The organism is Leucobacter komagatae, from assembly GCF_006716085.1.
GTDB classification, from domain to species: domain Bacteria; phylum Actinomycetota; class Actinomycetes; order Actinomycetales; family Microbacteriaceae; genus Leucobacter; species Leucobacter komagatae.
The window spans coordinates 2,456,839-2,473,229 of the sequence record NZ_VFON01000001.1; the positions used below are offsets into that span (position 1 = coordinate 2,456,839).

15 protein-coding genes and 1 tRNA gene are annotated in these 16,391 nt (G+C 65.6%); 7 read left to right on the forward strand and 9 right to left on the reverse strand.

The genetic code is table 11. The annotated features are described in order from the left end of the window. Positions 1-24 precede the first annotated feature (24 nt). A complete protein-coding gene (locus tag FB468_RS11255) occupies positions 25-525 on the reverse strand; it encodes a DUF5324 family protein (protein ID WP_141887422.1) in 501 nt (166 codons plus the stop codon). Positions 526-595: 70 nt separating this feature from the next. Between FB468_RS11255 and FB468_RS11260 the strand changes: the two genes are divergently transcribed. Both FB468_RS11260 and FB468_RS11265 read left to right on the forward strand, forming a co-directional pair. Beyond that, positions 596-1,105, forward strand: coding sequence for a peptidylprolyl isomerase (locus tag FB468_RS11260; RefSeq protein WP_141887423.1), 510 nt, complete (start codon positions 596-598; stop codon positions 1,103-1,105). Positions 1,106-1,107: 2 nt separating this feature from the next. After that, on the forward strand, positions 1,108-2,085 hold the full coding sequence (locus tag FB468_RS11265; protein ID WP_141887424.1) for a rhomboid family intramembrane serine protease: 978 nt from the start codon (positions 1,108-1,110) through the stop codon (positions 2,083-2,085). 258 nt (positions 2,086-2,343) lie between these two features. Here FB468_RS11265 and FB468_RS11270 read toward each other — a convergent pair whose 3' ends face one another. Beyond that, the gene (locus FB468_RS11270) at positions 2,344-2,619 is read right to left on the reverse strand and encodes a cell division protein CrgA (protein ID WP_141887425.1); all 276 of its coding nucleotides are present in this window, start codon (positions 2,617-2,619) and stop codon (positions 2,344-2,346) included. A gap of 60 nt (positions 2,620-2,679) precedes the next feature. Between FB468_RS11270 and FB468_RS11275 the strand changes: the two genes are divergently transcribed. The 3 genes from FB468_RS11275 to FB468_RS11280 are packed head-to-tail and all read left to right on the forward strand — an operon-like array spanning position 2,680 to position 4,237. Further along, the gene (locus FB468_RS11275) at positions 2,680-3,444 is read left to right on the forward strand and encodes a class E sortase (RefSeq protein WP_141887426.1); all 765 of its coding nucleotides are present in this window, start codon (positions 2,680-2,682) and stop codon (positions 3,442-3,444) included. Further along, entirely contained in the window at positions 3,444-3,602 is a 159-nt protein-coding gene (locus tag FB468_RS17135; RefSeq protein ID WP_170219706.1) for a hypothetical protein, read from the forward strand. The genes FB468_RS11275 and FB468_RS17135 overlap by 1 nt, the downstream gene beginning before the upstream one ends. Then, positions 3,599-4,237 (forward strand): anthranilate synthase component II, encoded by a 639-nt coding sequence (locus FB468_RS11280; RefSeq protein WP_141887427.1) that lies wholly within the window; start codon positions 3,599-3,601, stop codon positions 4,235-4,237. Before FB468_RS17135 ends, FB468_RS11280 begins: the two co-directional genes overlap by 4 nt. Positions 4,238-4,285: 48 nt before the next feature. On the opposite strand, the gene pknB is transcribed toward FB468_RS11280, so the two are convergent. From pknB to FB468_RS11315, 7 genes are read right to left on the reverse strand one after another with little or no spacing between them, the layout of a single operon-like run. After that, positions 4,286-5,989: a Stk1 family PASTA domain-containing Ser/Thr kinase gene (gene pknB / locus FB468_RS11285; protein ID WP_246055854.1), complete on the reverse strand. Its 1,704-nt coding sequence runs from the start codon at positions 5,987-5,989 to the stop codon at positions 4,286-4,288. A 49-nt stretch (positions 5,990-6,038) separates the two neighbouring features. Further along, positions 6,039-7,760: a serine/threonine-protein kinase gene (locus tag FB468_RS11290; protein ID WP_141887428.1), complete on the reverse strand. Its 1,722-nt coding sequence runs from the start codon at positions 7,758-7,760 to the stop codon at positions 6,039-6,041. Further along, on the reverse strand, positions 7,757-9,244 hold the full coding sequence (locus FB468_RS11295; RefSeq protein WP_141887429.1) for a peptidoglycan D,D-transpeptidase FtsI family protein: 1,488 nt from the start codon (positions 9,242-9,244) through the stop codon (positions 7,757-7,759). The genes FB468_RS11290 and FB468_RS11295 overlap by 4 nt, the downstream gene beginning before the upstream one ends. After that, positions 9,241-10,647, reverse strand: a complete 1,407-nt coding sequence (locus FB468_RS11300) for an FtsW/RodA/SpoVE family cell cycle protein (RefSeq protein WP_141887430.1) — start codon at positions 10,645-10,647, stop codon at positions 9,241-9,243. Before FB468_RS11300 ends, FB468_RS11295 begins: the two co-directional genes overlap by 4 nt. Further along, positions 10,640-12,013: a PP2C family protein-serine/threonine phosphatase gene (locus tag FB468_RS11305; protein WP_141887431.1), complete on the reverse strand. Its 1,374-nt coding sequence runs from the start codon at positions 12,011-12,013 to the stop codon at positions 10,640-10,642. Before FB468_RS11305 ends, FB468_RS11300 begins: the two co-directional genes overlap by 8 nt. Positions 12,014-12,015: 2 nt before the next feature. After that, entirely contained in the window at positions 12,016-12,582 is a 567-nt protein-coding gene (locus FB468_RS11310) for an FHA domain-containing protein FhaB/FipA (RefSeq protein WP_141887432.1), read from the reverse strand. Beyond that, the gene (locus FB468_RS11315; protein WP_141887433.1) at positions 12,579-13,328 is read right to left on the reverse strand and encodes an FHA domain-containing protein; all 750 of its coding nucleotides are present in this window, start codon (positions 13,326-13,328) and stop codon (positions 12,579-12,581) included. Before FB468_RS11315 ends, FB468_RS11310 begins: the two co-directional genes overlap by 4 nt. A 169-nt stretch (positions 13,329-13,497) precedes the next feature. On the opposite strand from FB468_RS11315, the gene FB468_RS11320 reads away from it, so the two are divergent. Beyond that, positions 13,498-13,581: transfer RNA gene (locus FB468_RS11320), tRNA-Leu, on the forward strand. A 243-nt stretch (positions 13,582-13,824) separates the two neighbouring features. Beyond that, positions 13,825-16,245 carry an HAD-IC family P-type ATPase gene (locus FB468_RS11325; RefSeq protein ID WP_141887434.1) on the forward strand — a complete coding sequence of 807 codons (2,421 nt, stop codon included), beginning with the start codon at positions 13,825-13,827 and terminating at the stop codon, positions 16,243-16,245. Positions 16,246-16,391: the final 146 nt, after the last annotated feature.

A 16,391-nucleotide genomic window follows, 5' to 3' on the forward strand; every position in this document is an offset into this window, starting at 1 on the left:
CGTTGGGCGAAAGCCCGGAAAGCCCTAGCTTTCCGGGGCCACCCACAGCTCGTCGTCGGTGCGGAACGCCTGCCACAGTGCGTAGCCAACCCCAACCGCGGCGGCAGCGCCGAGGGTGATCGCGATGATCCCTGAGACGTTGCGCTTCTTCTTCACGGGTTCGAGGTAGCCGGTGCGCACACCGAAGTCGCGCACCTGAGCGGCCGCCTTCGGGTTCTCGATCTCGTCGAGCGTGCGAATCGTCGAAGCGAGCGCGCTCGCGACAGCCGGCGCGGTTGCGCGGCGCACGGTGCGTGCAGCGTTTCGTGCCGAGGCGACACCGCGATCCACAACCGGGCGAACGCGGTCAACGGCCTGATCGACACGGGGTGCGACGTGCTCGTCGCTGAGCAGGCGGGCCTGGTGACCCGCGTGCTTGATGACCGTGCCCGCGTTGCCGAGGACCTCAAGCTGCTGGTCGAGTAGCGTCTGGGCGTCAGAGCGCAGTTCGCGGAGCTCGCGACGGCGCTTGCGTGAGAGTTTCATTCGGATCCTCCTTCAAGTAGAAGCGGGACGCGTCCACTTGGCTTCCCACGCTACACCGTACACTTGTGACATGACCATTCACACCGCAGTAGCGACTATCCACACCAACCACGGCGACATTGTGATCAACCTGTTTGGTGATCACGCACCCAAGACGGTGAAGAACTTCGTTGACCTTGCAGAGAAGGGCTTCTACGACGGCGTGATCTTCCACCGCATCATCCCGAACTTCATGATCCAGGGCGGCGACCCCACCGGCACCGGCACCGGCGGCCCGGGCTACAACTTCGACGACGAGATCCACCCCGAGCTCGGCTTCACGAAGCCCTACCAGCTCGCGATGGCGAACGCGGGCAAGCGCCCGGACATGACCGGCCGCCTCGCTGGCACGAACGGCTCGCAGTTCTTCATCACGACGATCGCCCCGGACTGGCTCAACGGTAAGCACACCATCTTCGGTGAGGTCGCTGATGACGAGTCGAAGGCCGTCGTCGACGTCATCTCGGCTGTTCAGACCGGCGCGATGGATCGCCCCGTCGAGGACGTCGTGATGACCGGTGTCGATATCGTCGCGGTCTAACCTTGACGACCGGTGGCCCGAGTTATGGGGAACGGGCGGAGTACGGCGAGACCGACGTCTGCTACCGACACCCCGGGCGCCAGAGCTTCACACTCTGCCAGCGCTGCGGGCGAACGATCTGCCCTGAGTGCCAGATCGCTTCGCCCGTCGGCGTGCTGTGCCGTGACTGCGTAAAGCAGACGGCCGCGGGGCCCAAGGGCGCCGCGCGGGTGCGGCGCTCAGCTCGGGTCGCGGGGCGCCGTTTCGCGGCGCTCGAATACCCGGTGACGATGTCGATCATCGCGATCAACGTCGTCGTCTTCGTGCTGCAGCTGCTCACCCACTACTACGGTAGCGATGGCGTCACCCGCGCACTCTGGTACGTGCCGACCTACTCGCTGGCCGACGGCGTGCACCAGGTCGCGCCGGGCGCGCTCGACGGGTACCCCGATGGCGCGTACCTCAACGCCGAGTTCCAACCGTGGCGCATGCTCACGGTGATGTTTACGCACTCGGTCGGGTTCATCCCGCACATCCTGTTCAACATGCTGGCGCTCTACATGTTCGGCCGCAACCTTGAGCAGCTTATCGGCAAGTGGCGCTTCCTGGCGCTCTACCTGCTCGCAGGCATCGGCGGCTCGCTCGGCGTCATGCTGTGGGGCTACGCCGATACGTCGGGGCTGTTCACCCCAACCGTTGGCGCCTCCGGCGCAATCTTCGGTGTGCTCGCGGCGACCGTTGTCGCGTTCCGCTCGATGAACGCGAACGTGTCGTCGCTCGTCGTGCTGCTCGCGATCAACTTCGGTATCGGCTTCATGCCGGGCGCAAACATCTCGTGGCAGGCGCACCTCGGCGGTATGGTCGTCGGCGCGCTCGCGATGTGGATCATTGTGCAGACCCGCGGGCCGAGGCTGCGGACGCGGCAGATTGTCGGCCTCACGGCCCTGGGCGTGCTGCTCGTAGCGCTCGCCTGCGCGTACCTCGTGGTGTCGCCACTGTAGGCCGCTCACGCGCTCGCGTGAGGCCGGTACACAGACGAAAGCGGCTCGGTTGGAATTCCAACCGAGCCGCTTTCGTGTTTCTCCAGGTTGTGGATAACTGAGGCGCTCAGCACCGCCGAGGGCCTGGGAAGGTCCCGGGGGCACAGGTCAGGCGGGGCCGTGAGGTTTTCCACAGTTTCAAAACTTGTGAAAAGTTATCCACAGGGTTCTCCCCACCTGGGGAGAATTACACCGCTGTAGTTCAGTGGCGCCCGGGGACTACTTCCACCACGGGGTCATGAGGAACCCGATGAGCACGAAGCCAAAGCCGACGAAGATGTTCGCCTGCCCGAGCTGCGGGATCGGGAGCTGCAAGTTCGAGCTCGTGATGTAAAAGAGAACGATCCAAATGAGCCCAAGGAGCATGAAACCGAACATCACGGGCTTGAACCACACCGGGTTCGGTGCGTCCCGTCGTGCGGCTTCCTTTTGCTCGCGACGTGCCGCGACCTCTGCCGCGTTGCGCTTGCTCACTTCTTTACCAGCTGCTGCCATGGTGACAGTCTACCTAGTTCGTGGTGTCTGCCCAGTGTGCTCGGCTTAGAATGGCTACAAATGAACGATGCAACCCCACGCAGAGGCCGCCGGCGCCGCGCTCGGCTGAGCCCGCTGACAGTGATCGGTGAGCTGCTCATTGTGAGCGGGCTCGCTGTGTTCGGCTACATCGTTTGGCAGCCGTGGCACACGGGCCTCGTTGTGACGGGCAAGCAGCTCGAGCTCTCCCAGACGACGTCTGCTGAATGGGACGCGGCTGCGGCTGAACGCCCGCCCTACGACGGCGTGGTTCCCGTTCCCGAGGTCGCAGGTTCGGGTGAAGTCTTCGGGCAGCTCCATGTGCCCGCCTTCGGCACGACGTTCGTGAACAACGTCGCTGAGGGCACCGACCCGTGGCAGACACTCAACCTCGAAGACAAGGGCATCGGGCACTACGCCAACAGCGCCCTTCCGGGCGAGGCCGGGAACTTCGCGATCGCCGCGCACCGCTCGGGTGGCTACATCACCCCGTTCAAGGAGGTCATGAACCTCCGCGTCGGCGATCCGCTGTTCTTCGAGACACAGGACGGCTGGTACACGTACCGGTTCCGCTCGCTCGAGTACGTTTGGCCGACCGAGGGTGAGGTGCTCAACGCATTCCCCCGGATGGACGGCTTTGATCCGACCGATGAGATCATGACGCTGACGACGTGTCACCCGAAAAACTGGGGCACCGACGAGCGCGCGATCGCGTACTCGGTCTTCGAAAGCTTCCAGCCACGCTCCGACGGCCCGCCCGCGGAGCTCATCGAGCTCAACCCAGCGATCACGGAAGGCAAGGCATAGTGTTCTCACTCCTCTGGCGATTCTTCCCAGGCCCCGCCTGGTTCCGCGTGATCGTGCTCATCGGCGCGGCCGCCGCGCTCGTGTGGGCGCTCATCACCTACGTGTATCCCTGGGCGCTTGAGATGCTGCCCGAACAAGAATCGACGGTGGCCTCATGACCCGCGTACTCGTAATCGATAACTACGACAGTTTCGTCTACACCCTGAACGGATACCTGCAGCAGCTCGGCGCCGAGACGCACGTGATCCGCAACGACGACGTGACGGTTGGCGAGCTTGAGCAGCTCGTGCAGGGCTACGATGGCGTGCTCATCTCACCCGGCCCGGGTACGCCCGCGGCAGCGGGCGTCTCGATCCCGATGGTCGGAATCGCGCTGCGAACCGGTATCCCGCTGCTCGGTGTGTGCCTCGGGCACCAGGCGATCGCGGAGGCGCTTGGCGCGACCGTGACCCACGCCGAGGAGCTCATGCACGGAAAGGTCTCGCGCGTCACCCACTCGAGCGACGAGTTCTTTGCCGGGGTGCCGACGGAGTTCGACGCGACGCGCTACCACTCGCTCGCCGTCGTTCGCAGCACCGTGCCCGAGGCCCTCACGGTGACCGCCGAGACCGCCGGTGGAGTGGTGATGGCGCTGCGGCACCGGGAGCTCCCGATGTTCGGCGTGCAGTACCACCCCGAGTCGGTGCTCACTGAGGGCGGCTACCGGCAGCTCGGAAACTGGCTGCGTGTCGTCGGCCTCGAGAACGCCGCGGAGATCGCCGCGACCCTCTCGCCGCTCATCGCTACCGACTGAGCGCCCGGGAACGCGCGGGCTATCGAACGAGTTAGCCCGCGCAGTAGCTCAGGGTGATCTGCGAGCCCTGGGCACTGTCTGGCCGGTGATGAGCAGCTGCGGGTTGTACGCGCAGCCCGTCGAGGCTGCCATCTGCGCGTCGATTGTGAGGTCGAGGCCCAGTCCGCTGAGCGCGTTCTGCGCGGTCTCGAGTGACTGATTCACGACGTTCGGGATATCGACCTTGCCCGTTGCGACGGTGAGGTCGACGGCCTGGCCTGACTCGAGCTTCGCCCCCACCTCGGGCGAGATGCCGAGGACACGGCCGGATGGCTCGACGGGATCGTCGGTCGATGTCACCTTGCCGACCGTGAGACCGAGGTCTTGCAGCATGGTGCTGAACTGTTCCTGCGACTTGCCAGCGAAGTCGGGAACAACAGCCTGCACGGGCCCAGTCGAGATGAGCAGCGTGACCTCGTCGCCGATGTTCACCGTCGTGCCGGCCTCGGGGTCGGTAGAGATAACGTGGTCGGCAGACACCTTGTCGTCGGTCTGCTCGATCTGAATGACCTCGAGGTCGAGCGACTTCAGCTTTTCGATTGCCTCGGAACGCGTGAGGTTCGTGACGTCGGGAATCTCACGAACATTCTGGGGCGAGATCTCGTTCGGCACGAGGTTCACGAGCCAGAAGACGACGGCGATGACGATCGCCGCGATTGTGAGGATCGCGGCCCACGTCCACATAACCGGGGGTCGGCTCTGCGTGCGGCTGCCGCCGCCCTCGGAGAGCTGGCGCAGCGCGAGGTCTGACTCTGACACCTCTTCACCCGCAGAGAACAGCACGGTGTCCTGAGTGTCGTGCCGCGGCAGGTCGGGCATCTTGCCATTGGTGGCGACGCTGAGCGCGTCGCGGAACTCCGCGGCGGTCTGGAAGCGGCGCGCGCGGTCTTTCCCAAGGCCGTAGAGCACGACCCTGTCGAGCTCAGGGGTGACCTCGGGGTTGCGCTCGCTCGGAGGCTGTGGCCGCTCGCTCACGTGCTGGTACGCGACCGCAACGGCGGTGTCGCCCCGGAAGGGGACGTCGCGCGCGAGGAGCTCGTACAACAGTACCGCGGTCGAGTAAAGGTCGGTGCGAGCGTCAACGGACTCGCCCTTCGCCTGCTCTGGCGAAAAGTACGCGGCGGTACCAAGGATCGCGGTGGTCTGCTGCAGCGTCGACGACGTGTCGGAGACCGCGCGGGCGATGCCGAAGTCCATGACCTTGACCTGGCCCGACTTCGTGATCATGATGTTCGCGGGCTTGATGTCGCGGTGCACGATGCCGGCACGGTGCGAGTACTCGAGCGCCGTGAGTACTGATTGCACGATGCGCGACGCCTCGGTGAGAGAGAGCTCATTCTCCTCGATGAACTGCCTGAGGTTCGTTCCCTCGACGTACTCCATGACGATGAACGGGAGGCGCTTGGCGCCCTCAGCGGTCTGGATCAGGTCGTCGCCGGCGTCGAAGACGCGCACGATCGTTGGGTGCGCCATACGCGACGCAGACTGCGCCTCCTGCCGAAACCTCGAGCGGAACTGCTCGTCGCCCGAGAGCTCAGACTTCATCACCTTGATGGCGACCTGGCGGCCAAGCTTAATGTCGGTGCCACGGTAGACCGTGGCCATGCCGCCCTGACCGATGAACTCGCCGATCGCGTAGCGCCCCGCAAGAACTCGCGAGTTTCCCCCGCCCGCGGTTTCCGACATGCTCACCTCTTCCGCACTCTTCGACATAACTGAACCAAAGTCTATTGCTTGGTTCCCTGACCAAAAGCTCTACTGGCTAGCTTTCCTTGTCATCGGGGTTGTCTTGTGGCTGAATCGTGATCGTGAGCGGCGCGGAGACGCCAGACTCGCGCTGCTGCGGCCCCTCGCAACGGTAGCTGTAGGTGACGTTGAGCGTGCCGGCGGCGGTTGCGCGAAGGGTCGCCCCGCTTGCCGAGGCGTTGGTCGTGGCCTGGGCGAGCGACTCGTCAGAGAGCTGTACCTCGTAGGCACCGAGCTGCAGCCCAGCCGGGCATGAGGACGCGAAGCCCTGCAGCACAATCGAATCGCCAACCTTGACCGTCGAGTTCGGCGTTCCCGGCGCGCCGGGGGTGTTCACCGTGCCGAAGGCCACGTTGACGGTGAGGGTGATGAGCTCGTTGAACTCGGCCTTGCCGGTAGGCGAGACGTCGGACACGAGGCCGACCTGGTCGTCGGGCACGGCCGAGCCGTTCTTCGGAGTCACGTTCGAAAACCCGAGACCATCGAGATAGGCCGCTGCTTCGTCGTAGGACATGCCGACAATCTTGCCGGCATCAATTGTCCCGCTCGTCACGGGTGGCGGGGTCGTCTTCGTCGGGGTCGTCGGAGGCTTCGTCGTCTTGGTGCTCGTCGACTTGGTCTCGGTTGGTTTCGCCTCACCGCCGTTGTTCAGCAACGCGATCGCGGTGCCGCCGCCGATGAGTAGCAGGAGGGCGAGCAGCGTGATGAGCGGCCACGTCCAGCGGCTCTTCTTCTTCTCGGGCTCCTCCTCGAGCTCCTCGCCGCCGTCTGCGAGCGCGACGGTCGGGTCCATGACCTGCGTGCGCGGCAGCGCCGTCGTCGCGGCGTCGGCGCCCGGCTGCTGCGGCATAACAACCGTCGCTGTCGGGTCGTTCTGCTCGCCACGGATCTGGGGGACGTAGCTCGCGGCGAGCTCGATGTTGCCGCGGTGGAGGGCCGCGGCCGCCTGGGCGAGCTTCGCGGCAGACTCGGGTCGATTCGCCGCGTCCTTCGACAGGCACGACATCACGAGGTTGCGCACGGGCTCGGGCACATCGGCCGGGAGCTCGGGCGGGGTGTCGTTGATCTGCGCCATCGCGATAGCGACCTGCGACTCACCCGTGAACGGGCGCTTCCCCGCGAGGCACTCGTACGCGACGATGCCGAGCGAGTAGATGTCGGTCGATGGCGTCGCCGCGTGGCCGCTCGCCTGCTCTGGCGCGAGGTACTGCACCGTTCCCATCACCTGACCGGTCGCGGTGAGCGGCACCTGGTCGGCGATGCGAGCGATGCCGAAGTCGGTGATCTTGACGCGGCCCTCGGGCGTGATGAGCAGGTTGCCAGGCTTGATGTCGCGGTGCACGAGGCCCGCGTCGTGCGCGGCCTGCAGTGAGGTCGCGGTCTGCGCGACGATGCCGAGCACGCGGTTTGCCGGCAGGCGCCCCTCACGGTCGACGATTGCTGAGAGCGGTTCGCCCGGCACGAGCTCCATGACGATGTACGCGGAGCCCTGCTCCTCGCCGTAATCGAAGACGTTCGCAATGCCCTCGTGGTTGACGAGGGCGGCGTGCCTGGCCTCCGCGCGGAAACGCTCGAGGAAGCCCGGGTCGCCCATGTACTCGTCTTTGAGGATCTTGATGGCGACGGTGCGGCCGATGATCGAGTCGCTCGCCTTCCAGACCTCGCCCATGCCGCCGACTGCGATACGGGAGCTCAGCTCGTAGCGCCCGCCGAATGTGATCCCTGCTGCTGGTCTCATCCGTTCAACACCGCTTCCATCACTCGTTTTCCAACTGCTGTCGGGAGTTCGTACGAACCACCCTGAAAATCAAAGCTCGATCCGCCCCCGTCGGCGATAACGACAGCGACGGCGACCTTGGGGTCGTCGACTGGCGCAAAGCCCGTATACCAAAGGGTATAGGGAAGATCGTTCCCATTGGCGTCTATACCGTTTTGTGCCGTACCCGTTTTTCCTGCGACACGCACGCCGTCGATCGCGGAGAGGTGCGCAAAGCCGGTCGAATCGGAGACGCCCTTCTCCATCATCCCAGTGATGGCCTGAGCGGTCTCCGGTGAAATCGGCTGGTTCAGCTCCTCGGGCTGCGTCTCGCTCTCGACGCGAAGGTCGGGTGCGATGACACGGTCAACAAGCTGCGGCGACATAAGTTTACCGCCGTTCGCAATCGCGGCCGAGACCATCGCGACCTGCAGGGGCGTCGTGCGCACATCGAGCTGGCCGATGGACGACAGCGCGACCTGGGCCTGGTCGAGGGGGGCCGGTGCGACGCTCGGGGTGACCTCGAGCGGAATCGTGAGATCTTCACCGAAACCGAACTCGCGTGCCATCTTCGGCACCTCGTTCTTGTCCATGTCCATCGCCATCTCGGCGATCGGAATGTTGCACGAGTAAATGATTGCGGTCTCGAGCGAGGCCTTCGAACCGCCACCGCAGGTCTGCTGGTCGGAGTTGCGCATCACCGCGCTCGACTGCGGCAGCGTGAGGCTCGCGGGGTTCGCGTACTCGGTCGACGGCTTCGCCGCGCCGCTCTCGATCGCCGCGGCCGCGGTGACGAGCTTGTACACGGAGCCGGGGTGGTAGAGATCGCCGGCGATCGCGCGGTTCACGAGCGGCTGGAACTCCTCGGCGCTGAGCGCCTCGTAGTTCGCGATGATCTGACTGTCGTCGTTCATCGAAAGCATGTTCGGGTCGTAGGTCGGCGTTGAGACGAGCGCGAGGATCCGGCCCGTCTTCGGCTCGAGTGCGACGACCGCGCCCTCGAACTCGAACTCTTGCATCGCCTCGTAGGCAGCCTGCTGCGCCTTCGCATTAATCGTCGTGTCGATCGAGCTGCCCTGGGGCTTCGAGCCGTTCAGCGTGTTCTGGATGCGGGTGAAGAACTGACCGTCGGCGTTGCCCGACAGCTCCTTGTTCATCGCCGCCTCGAGACCGGTCATGCCCTGCTGGCGCGAGTAGTGCCCCGTGACGGGGGCGTAGAGCGCGCCGGGGTCGTAGCCGCGGAGGTAGCGGTACGTGTCGTTCGTGGGACTCGAGAACGCGACGGGTTCGCCGTCGACAATGATCGAGCCGCGCTCGACCTTGTAGCCGTTCTTGATGGTGCGCTGGTTGAGCGGGTTGCCACGCAGGTCATCGGCGTTCACGAACTGGATCATCGTGACCGAGAAGAACAGCACGATGAACATCGCGAACACCGCGCGTGAGAGGAACTTCAGCTGCTTGTTCATGAGCGGATCACCAACTTGGGTCGGTTACGTACCGAGTTCGAGAGCAACAGGAGCAGTACGACAATGATCCAGTTCGACACGAGCGACGAACCACCCGCGGCGAGGAACGGCGCGGTGAGGCCGGTGAGCGGTATCACGCGGGTGACGCCGCCAACGACGACGAAGACCTGGAGCGCGATCGCGAAGCCAAAGCCGGCGGCAAGGAGCTTGCCGAAGTCGTCTTGCCCAGCGAACCCAATGCGGAGCGCGCGGCCGACGAGCAGCAGGTACGCGGCGAGGATCACGAAGAGGCCGATCAGGCCGAGCTCTTCGCCGAGGCTCGCAAAAATGTAGTCGCTCTCGGCGACGGGGGTGTCTGCCGGGTACCCCTGGCCGAGCCCGGTGCCCGTCATGCCACCGTTGGCCATGCCGAAGAGGCCCTGCACCATCTGCAGGCCAGCGTCGTACGGGTCGGCAAACGGGTCGAGCCAGTTCGCGAAGCGCCGCTGCACGTAGGGGAGTGTCTGGCTGGCGGTGATGCCGCCGACGAGGAACAGCCCGACGCCGAGGATGACCCAGCCGACGCGGCCCGTCGCGAGGTACAGCATCGACAGGAACAGGCCGAAGTAGAGGAGCGACGTGCCGAGGTCGCGCTGGAACACGAGCACCGACATCGCGACGAGCCAGAACGCGAGCAGCGGGCCGAGGTCGCGGCCGCGCGGGAAGCGGATCCCGGCGAACTTCTTGCCGACCATCGACAGCGCGTCGCGGTTTCGCACGAGGTAGCCGGCGAAGAAGATCGCGAGGAAGATCTTTGCGATCTCACCGGGCTGGAAGGAGAACGAGCCGACCTTGATCCAGACGCGCGCGCCCCACTCCTCGTGGCCGATGAAGGGCAGCATCGGCAGCAGCAGCATGACGAGCGCGCCGAGGCCAAACAGGTACGTGTAGCGGTACAGCACGAGGTGGTTCTTCACGACGAAGAGCACGATGCCCGCGAGCACAATCGCGATCGTCGACCAGAGCAGCTGGCGCACACTCGTCGCGTCCCAGCCCGTGAGGCCGCGCGCGAGGTCGATGCGGTAGATCATGGCGACGCCGATCGAGTTCAGCATCACCGCGAGCGGCATGATGAGCGGGTCGGCGTCGGGAGCGATGCGGCGAACGAGCAGGTGCAGGCCAAACACGGCGAGGATGTACGGAATCCCGGTCGCGAGCAGCGTCGGCGTCACATCCTCGTGCAGCGTGAGATCGATCGTGATGACCGCGGCCACGCCGATGGCGAGCGCGAAGATGAGCAGCGCGGTCTCGAGCGTGCGGAGCTTGCGGGGCGCGCGGATCGCCGTGATCCGCTGCAGCACCGTCTCGCTGGTGCGGGTCTTTTCGAAGCTCCGTGGCTCTGTGTTCTTCGCGCGGTTAGGCATCTGGGAGATCTCCCAACCTGTCGACGATGCTTCGCGCGTCCTGCAGCGAGCCCGCCGCGAGCGTGCGCTCGATCGTGCGGCGCTCGAGGCCGTCGAGGGCCTTGAGCGGGATCCCGGTGTCCTCAGCGACCGAGTAGAGCGACAGCGAACCGAGATCCTGGTGCACGCCCTGGTAGATGATCACGTTCGAGCCGTCGGTGCCGACGAAGTAGCGCGTCTGAGTCCACTGGTAGCCGACGAGCAGCGCGCCGCCGATTGCGGCGAGCACGGCGACGACCGCGAGGAGCCACATTGCGCGCCGGCGACGGTTGCTTCTCCGGGTCTCGGCGAGCAGCTCCGCCAGGTACTCGTCGGCGCGCGCCTCGAAGTGGCTCTCCTCGACGGCGGGCAGGCGCCGCATGCGCCTGCGGCTCGCGAGGCGGGTGCGCGCGGTGTTCGTCGTGCCGTCGCGCAAGAGCGGCGCGTTCGCGGCGGAGCCGACGAAGCGCGGATTGCGTGGGCCGGGATGCTCGCCCGAGCCGTCGGTGGGCGCCGGAAGCGGATCCTCATCCTCGAACAGGCGACCACCGATCTCGAGGGTGTCGCCCGGGCGCTGGGCCGAGTCGGGAGCGGTGACCTCGAGCTCCTCGGCCTCCTCAGCAGTGGTCGTCTCGACGAGCACGACGGTGACGTTGTCAGGTGCGCCGTGAGAGAGGCTCTTGTCGATGAGGTCGTCGACGCCGCCCTGGAGCGAACGGCGCCTGCGCAAAATCTTCTCGATGTCGTCGTCAGAGACGTACCCGCAGAGGCCATCCGAGCAGAGCAGCCAGATGTCGTCGGGGCGGGTGTCGAGCACCATGGTGTCGACCTCGGGGGCTGACTCGACGTCGCCGAGTACGCGCATCAGCACGGAGCGGCGCGGGTGGTACTGCGCCTCCTCCTCCGTGATGCGCCCGCTGTCGACAAGGCGCTGCACGAACGTGTGGTCTTTCGTGATTTGCTGCAGCACGCCGTCGCGGAACAGGTAGAGGCGCGAGTCGCCGATGTGGGCGAGCGCGAGCTGGTTACCGACGGTGATGAAGCCGACGAAGGTGGTGCCGAGGCCGGCGAGCTCGTGGTGATCTTTCACCGTGTCGCGCAGCATCGTGTTCGCGACGAGCAGCGACTTGCGCAGCCGCTCGGCCGACTCCTCGGGGGTGCCCGTTGGTGGCTCGTCGAGCTTCGCGACGTCGCGGGTGACGAGCGCCGAGGCGACGTCGCCGCCCGCGTGGCCGCCCATGCCGTCTGCGACGAGGAACAGGTTGTCTCCGGCGTAGCCCGAATCCTGGTTGTTCGCGCGGACCATACCAACGTGCGAGGCGACTGCGCTCGCGTACCCGTATGCCACGGCTATGGCCTCAGCTCAAAGGTTGTCTTCCCGATGGTGACCGGGGTAAATGTGGGGAGCGTCACCGAGTTGCGCACCTTCTCGCCGTTGAGGAGTGTGCCGTTGGTGGAGTCAAGGTCTGTGAGTACCCAGGTGTCGCCCGAGCGGGCAAGGCGAGCGTGGTACGTGGAGGTGTACTCGTCGACGATGACGAGGGTTGAGTCTGAGCTGCGGCCGATCGATACGAAGTCTTCGTCGAGTGGGATCGAGGTGCCTGTTGCGACGCCCGAGGTGATGACGAGCGAGCGGGCTGGGCCCGAGGTGCCCGCCGAAGGGAGCGCGCCCCCTGACGGAGTGATGACGGGGGCTGGGCCTGCCGTCTGAGCTGGGCGGGGCGAGGGGGCGGCCGCGTGTTGCAGTTGCGGCGCGGGGGCCGCTGCCTGCGGAACTGGGGCTGGGCCGTCGCCCTTCATTTTTCGGGCCGGAGCGCCGAACAGGTCGCTCCGTAGCGCATACACAATCGAAAAGATGAAAAACCAGAGCAGCAGCAGGAAGCCGATGCGCATGATGAGCAACGTGAGTTCGCTCACTTGGCCCCCCAGAAATCTTGGTCGACGCTGGCCGAGCCGCGCGTTGAAGAACCCGCTTGGAAGCTCTGCCTCGGTGCCGTGGTTCGCCCAGGCACCAGTTGGAAGCGTAGCGCAGTCTGGCCAATCATGATCACGGTGCCGGTCTGAAGTCGCGCTTCGCGGAACCGTTGGCCCTCGATTTTCGACCCGTTCGTCGATCCGAGATCACGCGCGAGGCCCGTCGAGCCGTCCCAGATGATCTCGAGGTGCTTGCGCGACGCGGCGCTGTCGGTAATGCGGATATCGCAATCTGAACCGCGGCCGACGACGGTGGTGCCGCGGCGAAGCTCGTAGCGCTGGCCAGACACGTCGATCGCGGCCACCCAGTTGACCGAGCCCTCGACCTGTGTCGCGTCAACCTGCAGGATGCCGCCAGTGAGCGAATCGTCTGACACGATCTCGACGTCGGGTTCACCGAGGAACTGGTAGTTCTGGCGCGCGGCGTGTTTCCGTACGATCTCGCGGAGCTCGCCTTCAAGGGTGTCGCCGAGCCTGAGCAGGCGATCCGCGTCCTGTGGCGAGACGCGCACGACGAAGCGGTTGGGCGTCAGCACACGGTCGCGGTCGACGACAACGGCGCCGATGTCGAGTTCGCGCTTCAGCGCAGCACCGATTTCAACGGGCTGCACGCCAGAGCGAAACGTGCGGGCAAAGGCGCCATTGACGGCGCGCTCGAGAGAGCGTTCGACGCTGTCAAGAAATCCCATGTCACGCTCCTTTCGTTTCTGCCGTGCGGGCAGGGCCCGCGAACACGCGCGATGGAGGGTATCCGCCACGCGGGTAATTCTGGATAAGTGTACTCACTTTGTCTTGGATTGCTGTGTGCTGCTAAGCTGTACGAGTTGTCCGCGCAGCTGATGCGCAGGCGGCAAACTCGCGCAAGTGGCGGAATTGGTAGACGCGCTGGCTTCAGGTGCCAGTGCCCGCAAGGGCGTGGGGGTTCAAGTCCCCCCTTGCGCACGAGTGAATAACAGCGGTTGGGGTTTCACGCCCCAGCCGCTGTTTTGTTTCCCTGAACTTTTTGTCTCTTCCCCAACCAATCCCATTGCGGCCTATGGATAAAGAATCCGATGCAGCGTCTGATGGTGCAGTCGAAACGCTGATGTCTTCAGGCACAACGCGAACCCGCAGGATAGGTTTATGGGGTGAAACGGCTGGTCTAACGGCGGGTCACGACGAACACCCGAGACGAGAGATCACCGAATGACAGCTGTTGACGTGGAACGCGGACTGAGCCGCGCCGAGGCCGAGAAGCGCATGCGCGATGGTCAGGGGAACGCGGCCCCCGACGGGTCGAGCCGTTCACTTAGCGAGATCCTCGCGGCGAACGTGTTCACCGTGTTCAACGGCATCGTGTTCGCTGGGTTCGGGATCCTGCTCGTTCTCGGTCGCTGGCAAGACGCGCTCTTCGGCCTCCCCGCGCTGTTTAATACGGTGATTGGCGTCGTGCAAGAGTTCAACGCGAAGCGCACGCTCGACCGCCTCGCGGTCATGAACGCGCCCTCTGCCCGCGTTTTGCGCGACGGCGAAGAGCACGAGATCGCGCCGGAGGGCGTCGTTCTCGGCGACCTTCTCATATTGCGGCCAGGCGACCAGGTCACCGCTGACGCACGCGTTCTGCGCACGGACGTCGGCGGCCCGCGTGGGCTCGAGGTCGACGAGTCGATGCTCACAGGCGAGTCAGACGCCATTCGCAAGGCGATCGGCGACGACGTGCTCTCTGGTTCGAACGTCGTTGGCGGGACCGCGCTCGCCGAGGTCGTGCAGGTCGGCGCCGACTCGTACGCGGCGAAGCTCACCGTTGAGGCCCGCCAGTTCTCGCTCGTGCGCTCGGAGCTGCGCGGCAGCATCGACAAACTTCTGCGCTGGATCTCGTGGGCCCTGCTGCCCCTGATCCTCATCGTCGTGAACGGCCAGATGCAGGCGTTTGGCGGCTGGGAGGCCGCGATCCAGTCTGGCGCGTGGCGCGACGCCGTCGTTGGCGCGGTGGCCGCTGTGATCGCGATGGTGCCGCTCGGCCTCGTGCTCATCACGAGCATCGCCTTCGCCGTGAGCGGCCTGAAGCTCGCGCAAGACAACGTGCTGATCCAGGAGCTGCCGGCCGTCGAGGGGCTCGCCCGCGTCGACGCGCTCTGCCTTGACAAGACGGGCACGGTCACGACCGGCGAGATGGTCTTCAACCACGCGGCCGAGCTCACGGAGCGCGCCGGGTGGCAGGCGGTGCTCGGCCACCTCGGCACGGCGCCCGACGCGAACGGCACCGCGCAGTGCCTCGCGGAGCCCTACGGAGCCAGCCCGAAGCTCTACGTTGCGGCCGAGGTGCCGTTCGACTCGGCTCGGAAGTGGAGTGCGCTCGTGCTCTGCGACGCCGATGGTTGCGAGCCAGGCAGTTGGGTGTTCGGCGCCCCCGAGTTCGTGCTCGCCGGCACCGAGACCATCGACGCCCAGGAGGCGCTCGCGCAGGCCGGGGCGATCGCCGAGTCGGGGCTTCGGACGCTGCTGCTCGCGCACTCCGTCGACGCGATCGCGGAAGGTGAGCACCCCGAGCTTCCAAACGGCCTCGTTCCCGTCGCGATCCTCAGCTTCCGGGAGGAGGTGCGCGACGACGCGCACGAGACGATGGCGTTCTTCGCCAAGCAGGGCGTCGACGTGCGAATTATCTCGGGCGATGACCCGCGCACCGTCTCCGCGGTCGCTCGCGAGGTCGGGATCGAGCACGCTGCGGGCGTCGACGCGCGAACACTGCCCGACGACATCGACGAGCTCGCCGACGTGCTCGAGCGCGAACACGTGTTCGGCCGGGTGACGCCGCAGCAGAAGCGGGCCATGGTGCACGCGCTGCAGAGCCGCGGTCATGTCGTCGCGATGACCGGTGACGGCGTGAACGACGCGCTCGCGATCAAGGACGCGGATCTCGGGATCGCGATGGATACCGCGACACCTGCGACGAAGGCCGTGGCCCGGCTCGTGCTGCTCGACGGTCGGTTCGATCGCATGCCGGGCGTCGTTGCCGAGGGCCGCCGCGTCATCGCGAACATTGAGCGGGTCTCGAAGCTCTTCCTCACAAAGACGACCTACGCGCTCATGATCGGCGTCGTGTTTGGGCTCATGGCCTGGGCGTTCCCGTTCCTGCCGCGCCAGCTCTCAATCACGGACGGGCTGACGATCGGGATCCCGGCGTTCTTCCTTGCCCTGATGCCGAACGCGGCGCGCTACCGCCCCGGCTTCCTCAAACGATCGCTGACGTTCTCGATCCCGGCAGGCTTGATCATCACGGCGGCAATTCTGACCCTCCATCTTGCAGCGCCGAGCGTGGGTGAGTTCACCGTGACGGAGATGCAGTCGGCGGCAACACTGACGCTCGCGGGGATAGCGCTCTGGGTGCTCGCGGTGCTCGCGCGCCCGCCGCACCCCTTCCGCGTGCTCATCGTGCTCGCGATGTACGCGGGGCTCGGGCTCGTGTGGGTGATCCCGTTCACGCGCGACTTCTTCGCGGTGACCTGGCTGCCGAACTCGCTCGGTCTGCTCGTGATCGTGATTGTCGCTGTGGGCCTGGTGCTCGTTGAGATTCTTCGCGCTTGGCACAAGCACCGTATCGAGCTGCGTGAGGAAGCAACGAGTTAACACGCGTTTCTGGTTGGTATTGGTGTAGCCATCTCGATGAGATAGCAGGCGCGAGCGATGGAGATCGGCCTGCCCTTCAGGCGAGCCACGCGCTGTGAATTCTAAGTAACTTCGCCGAGCGCGAATCGTCGGGAAGCTGATTGGCG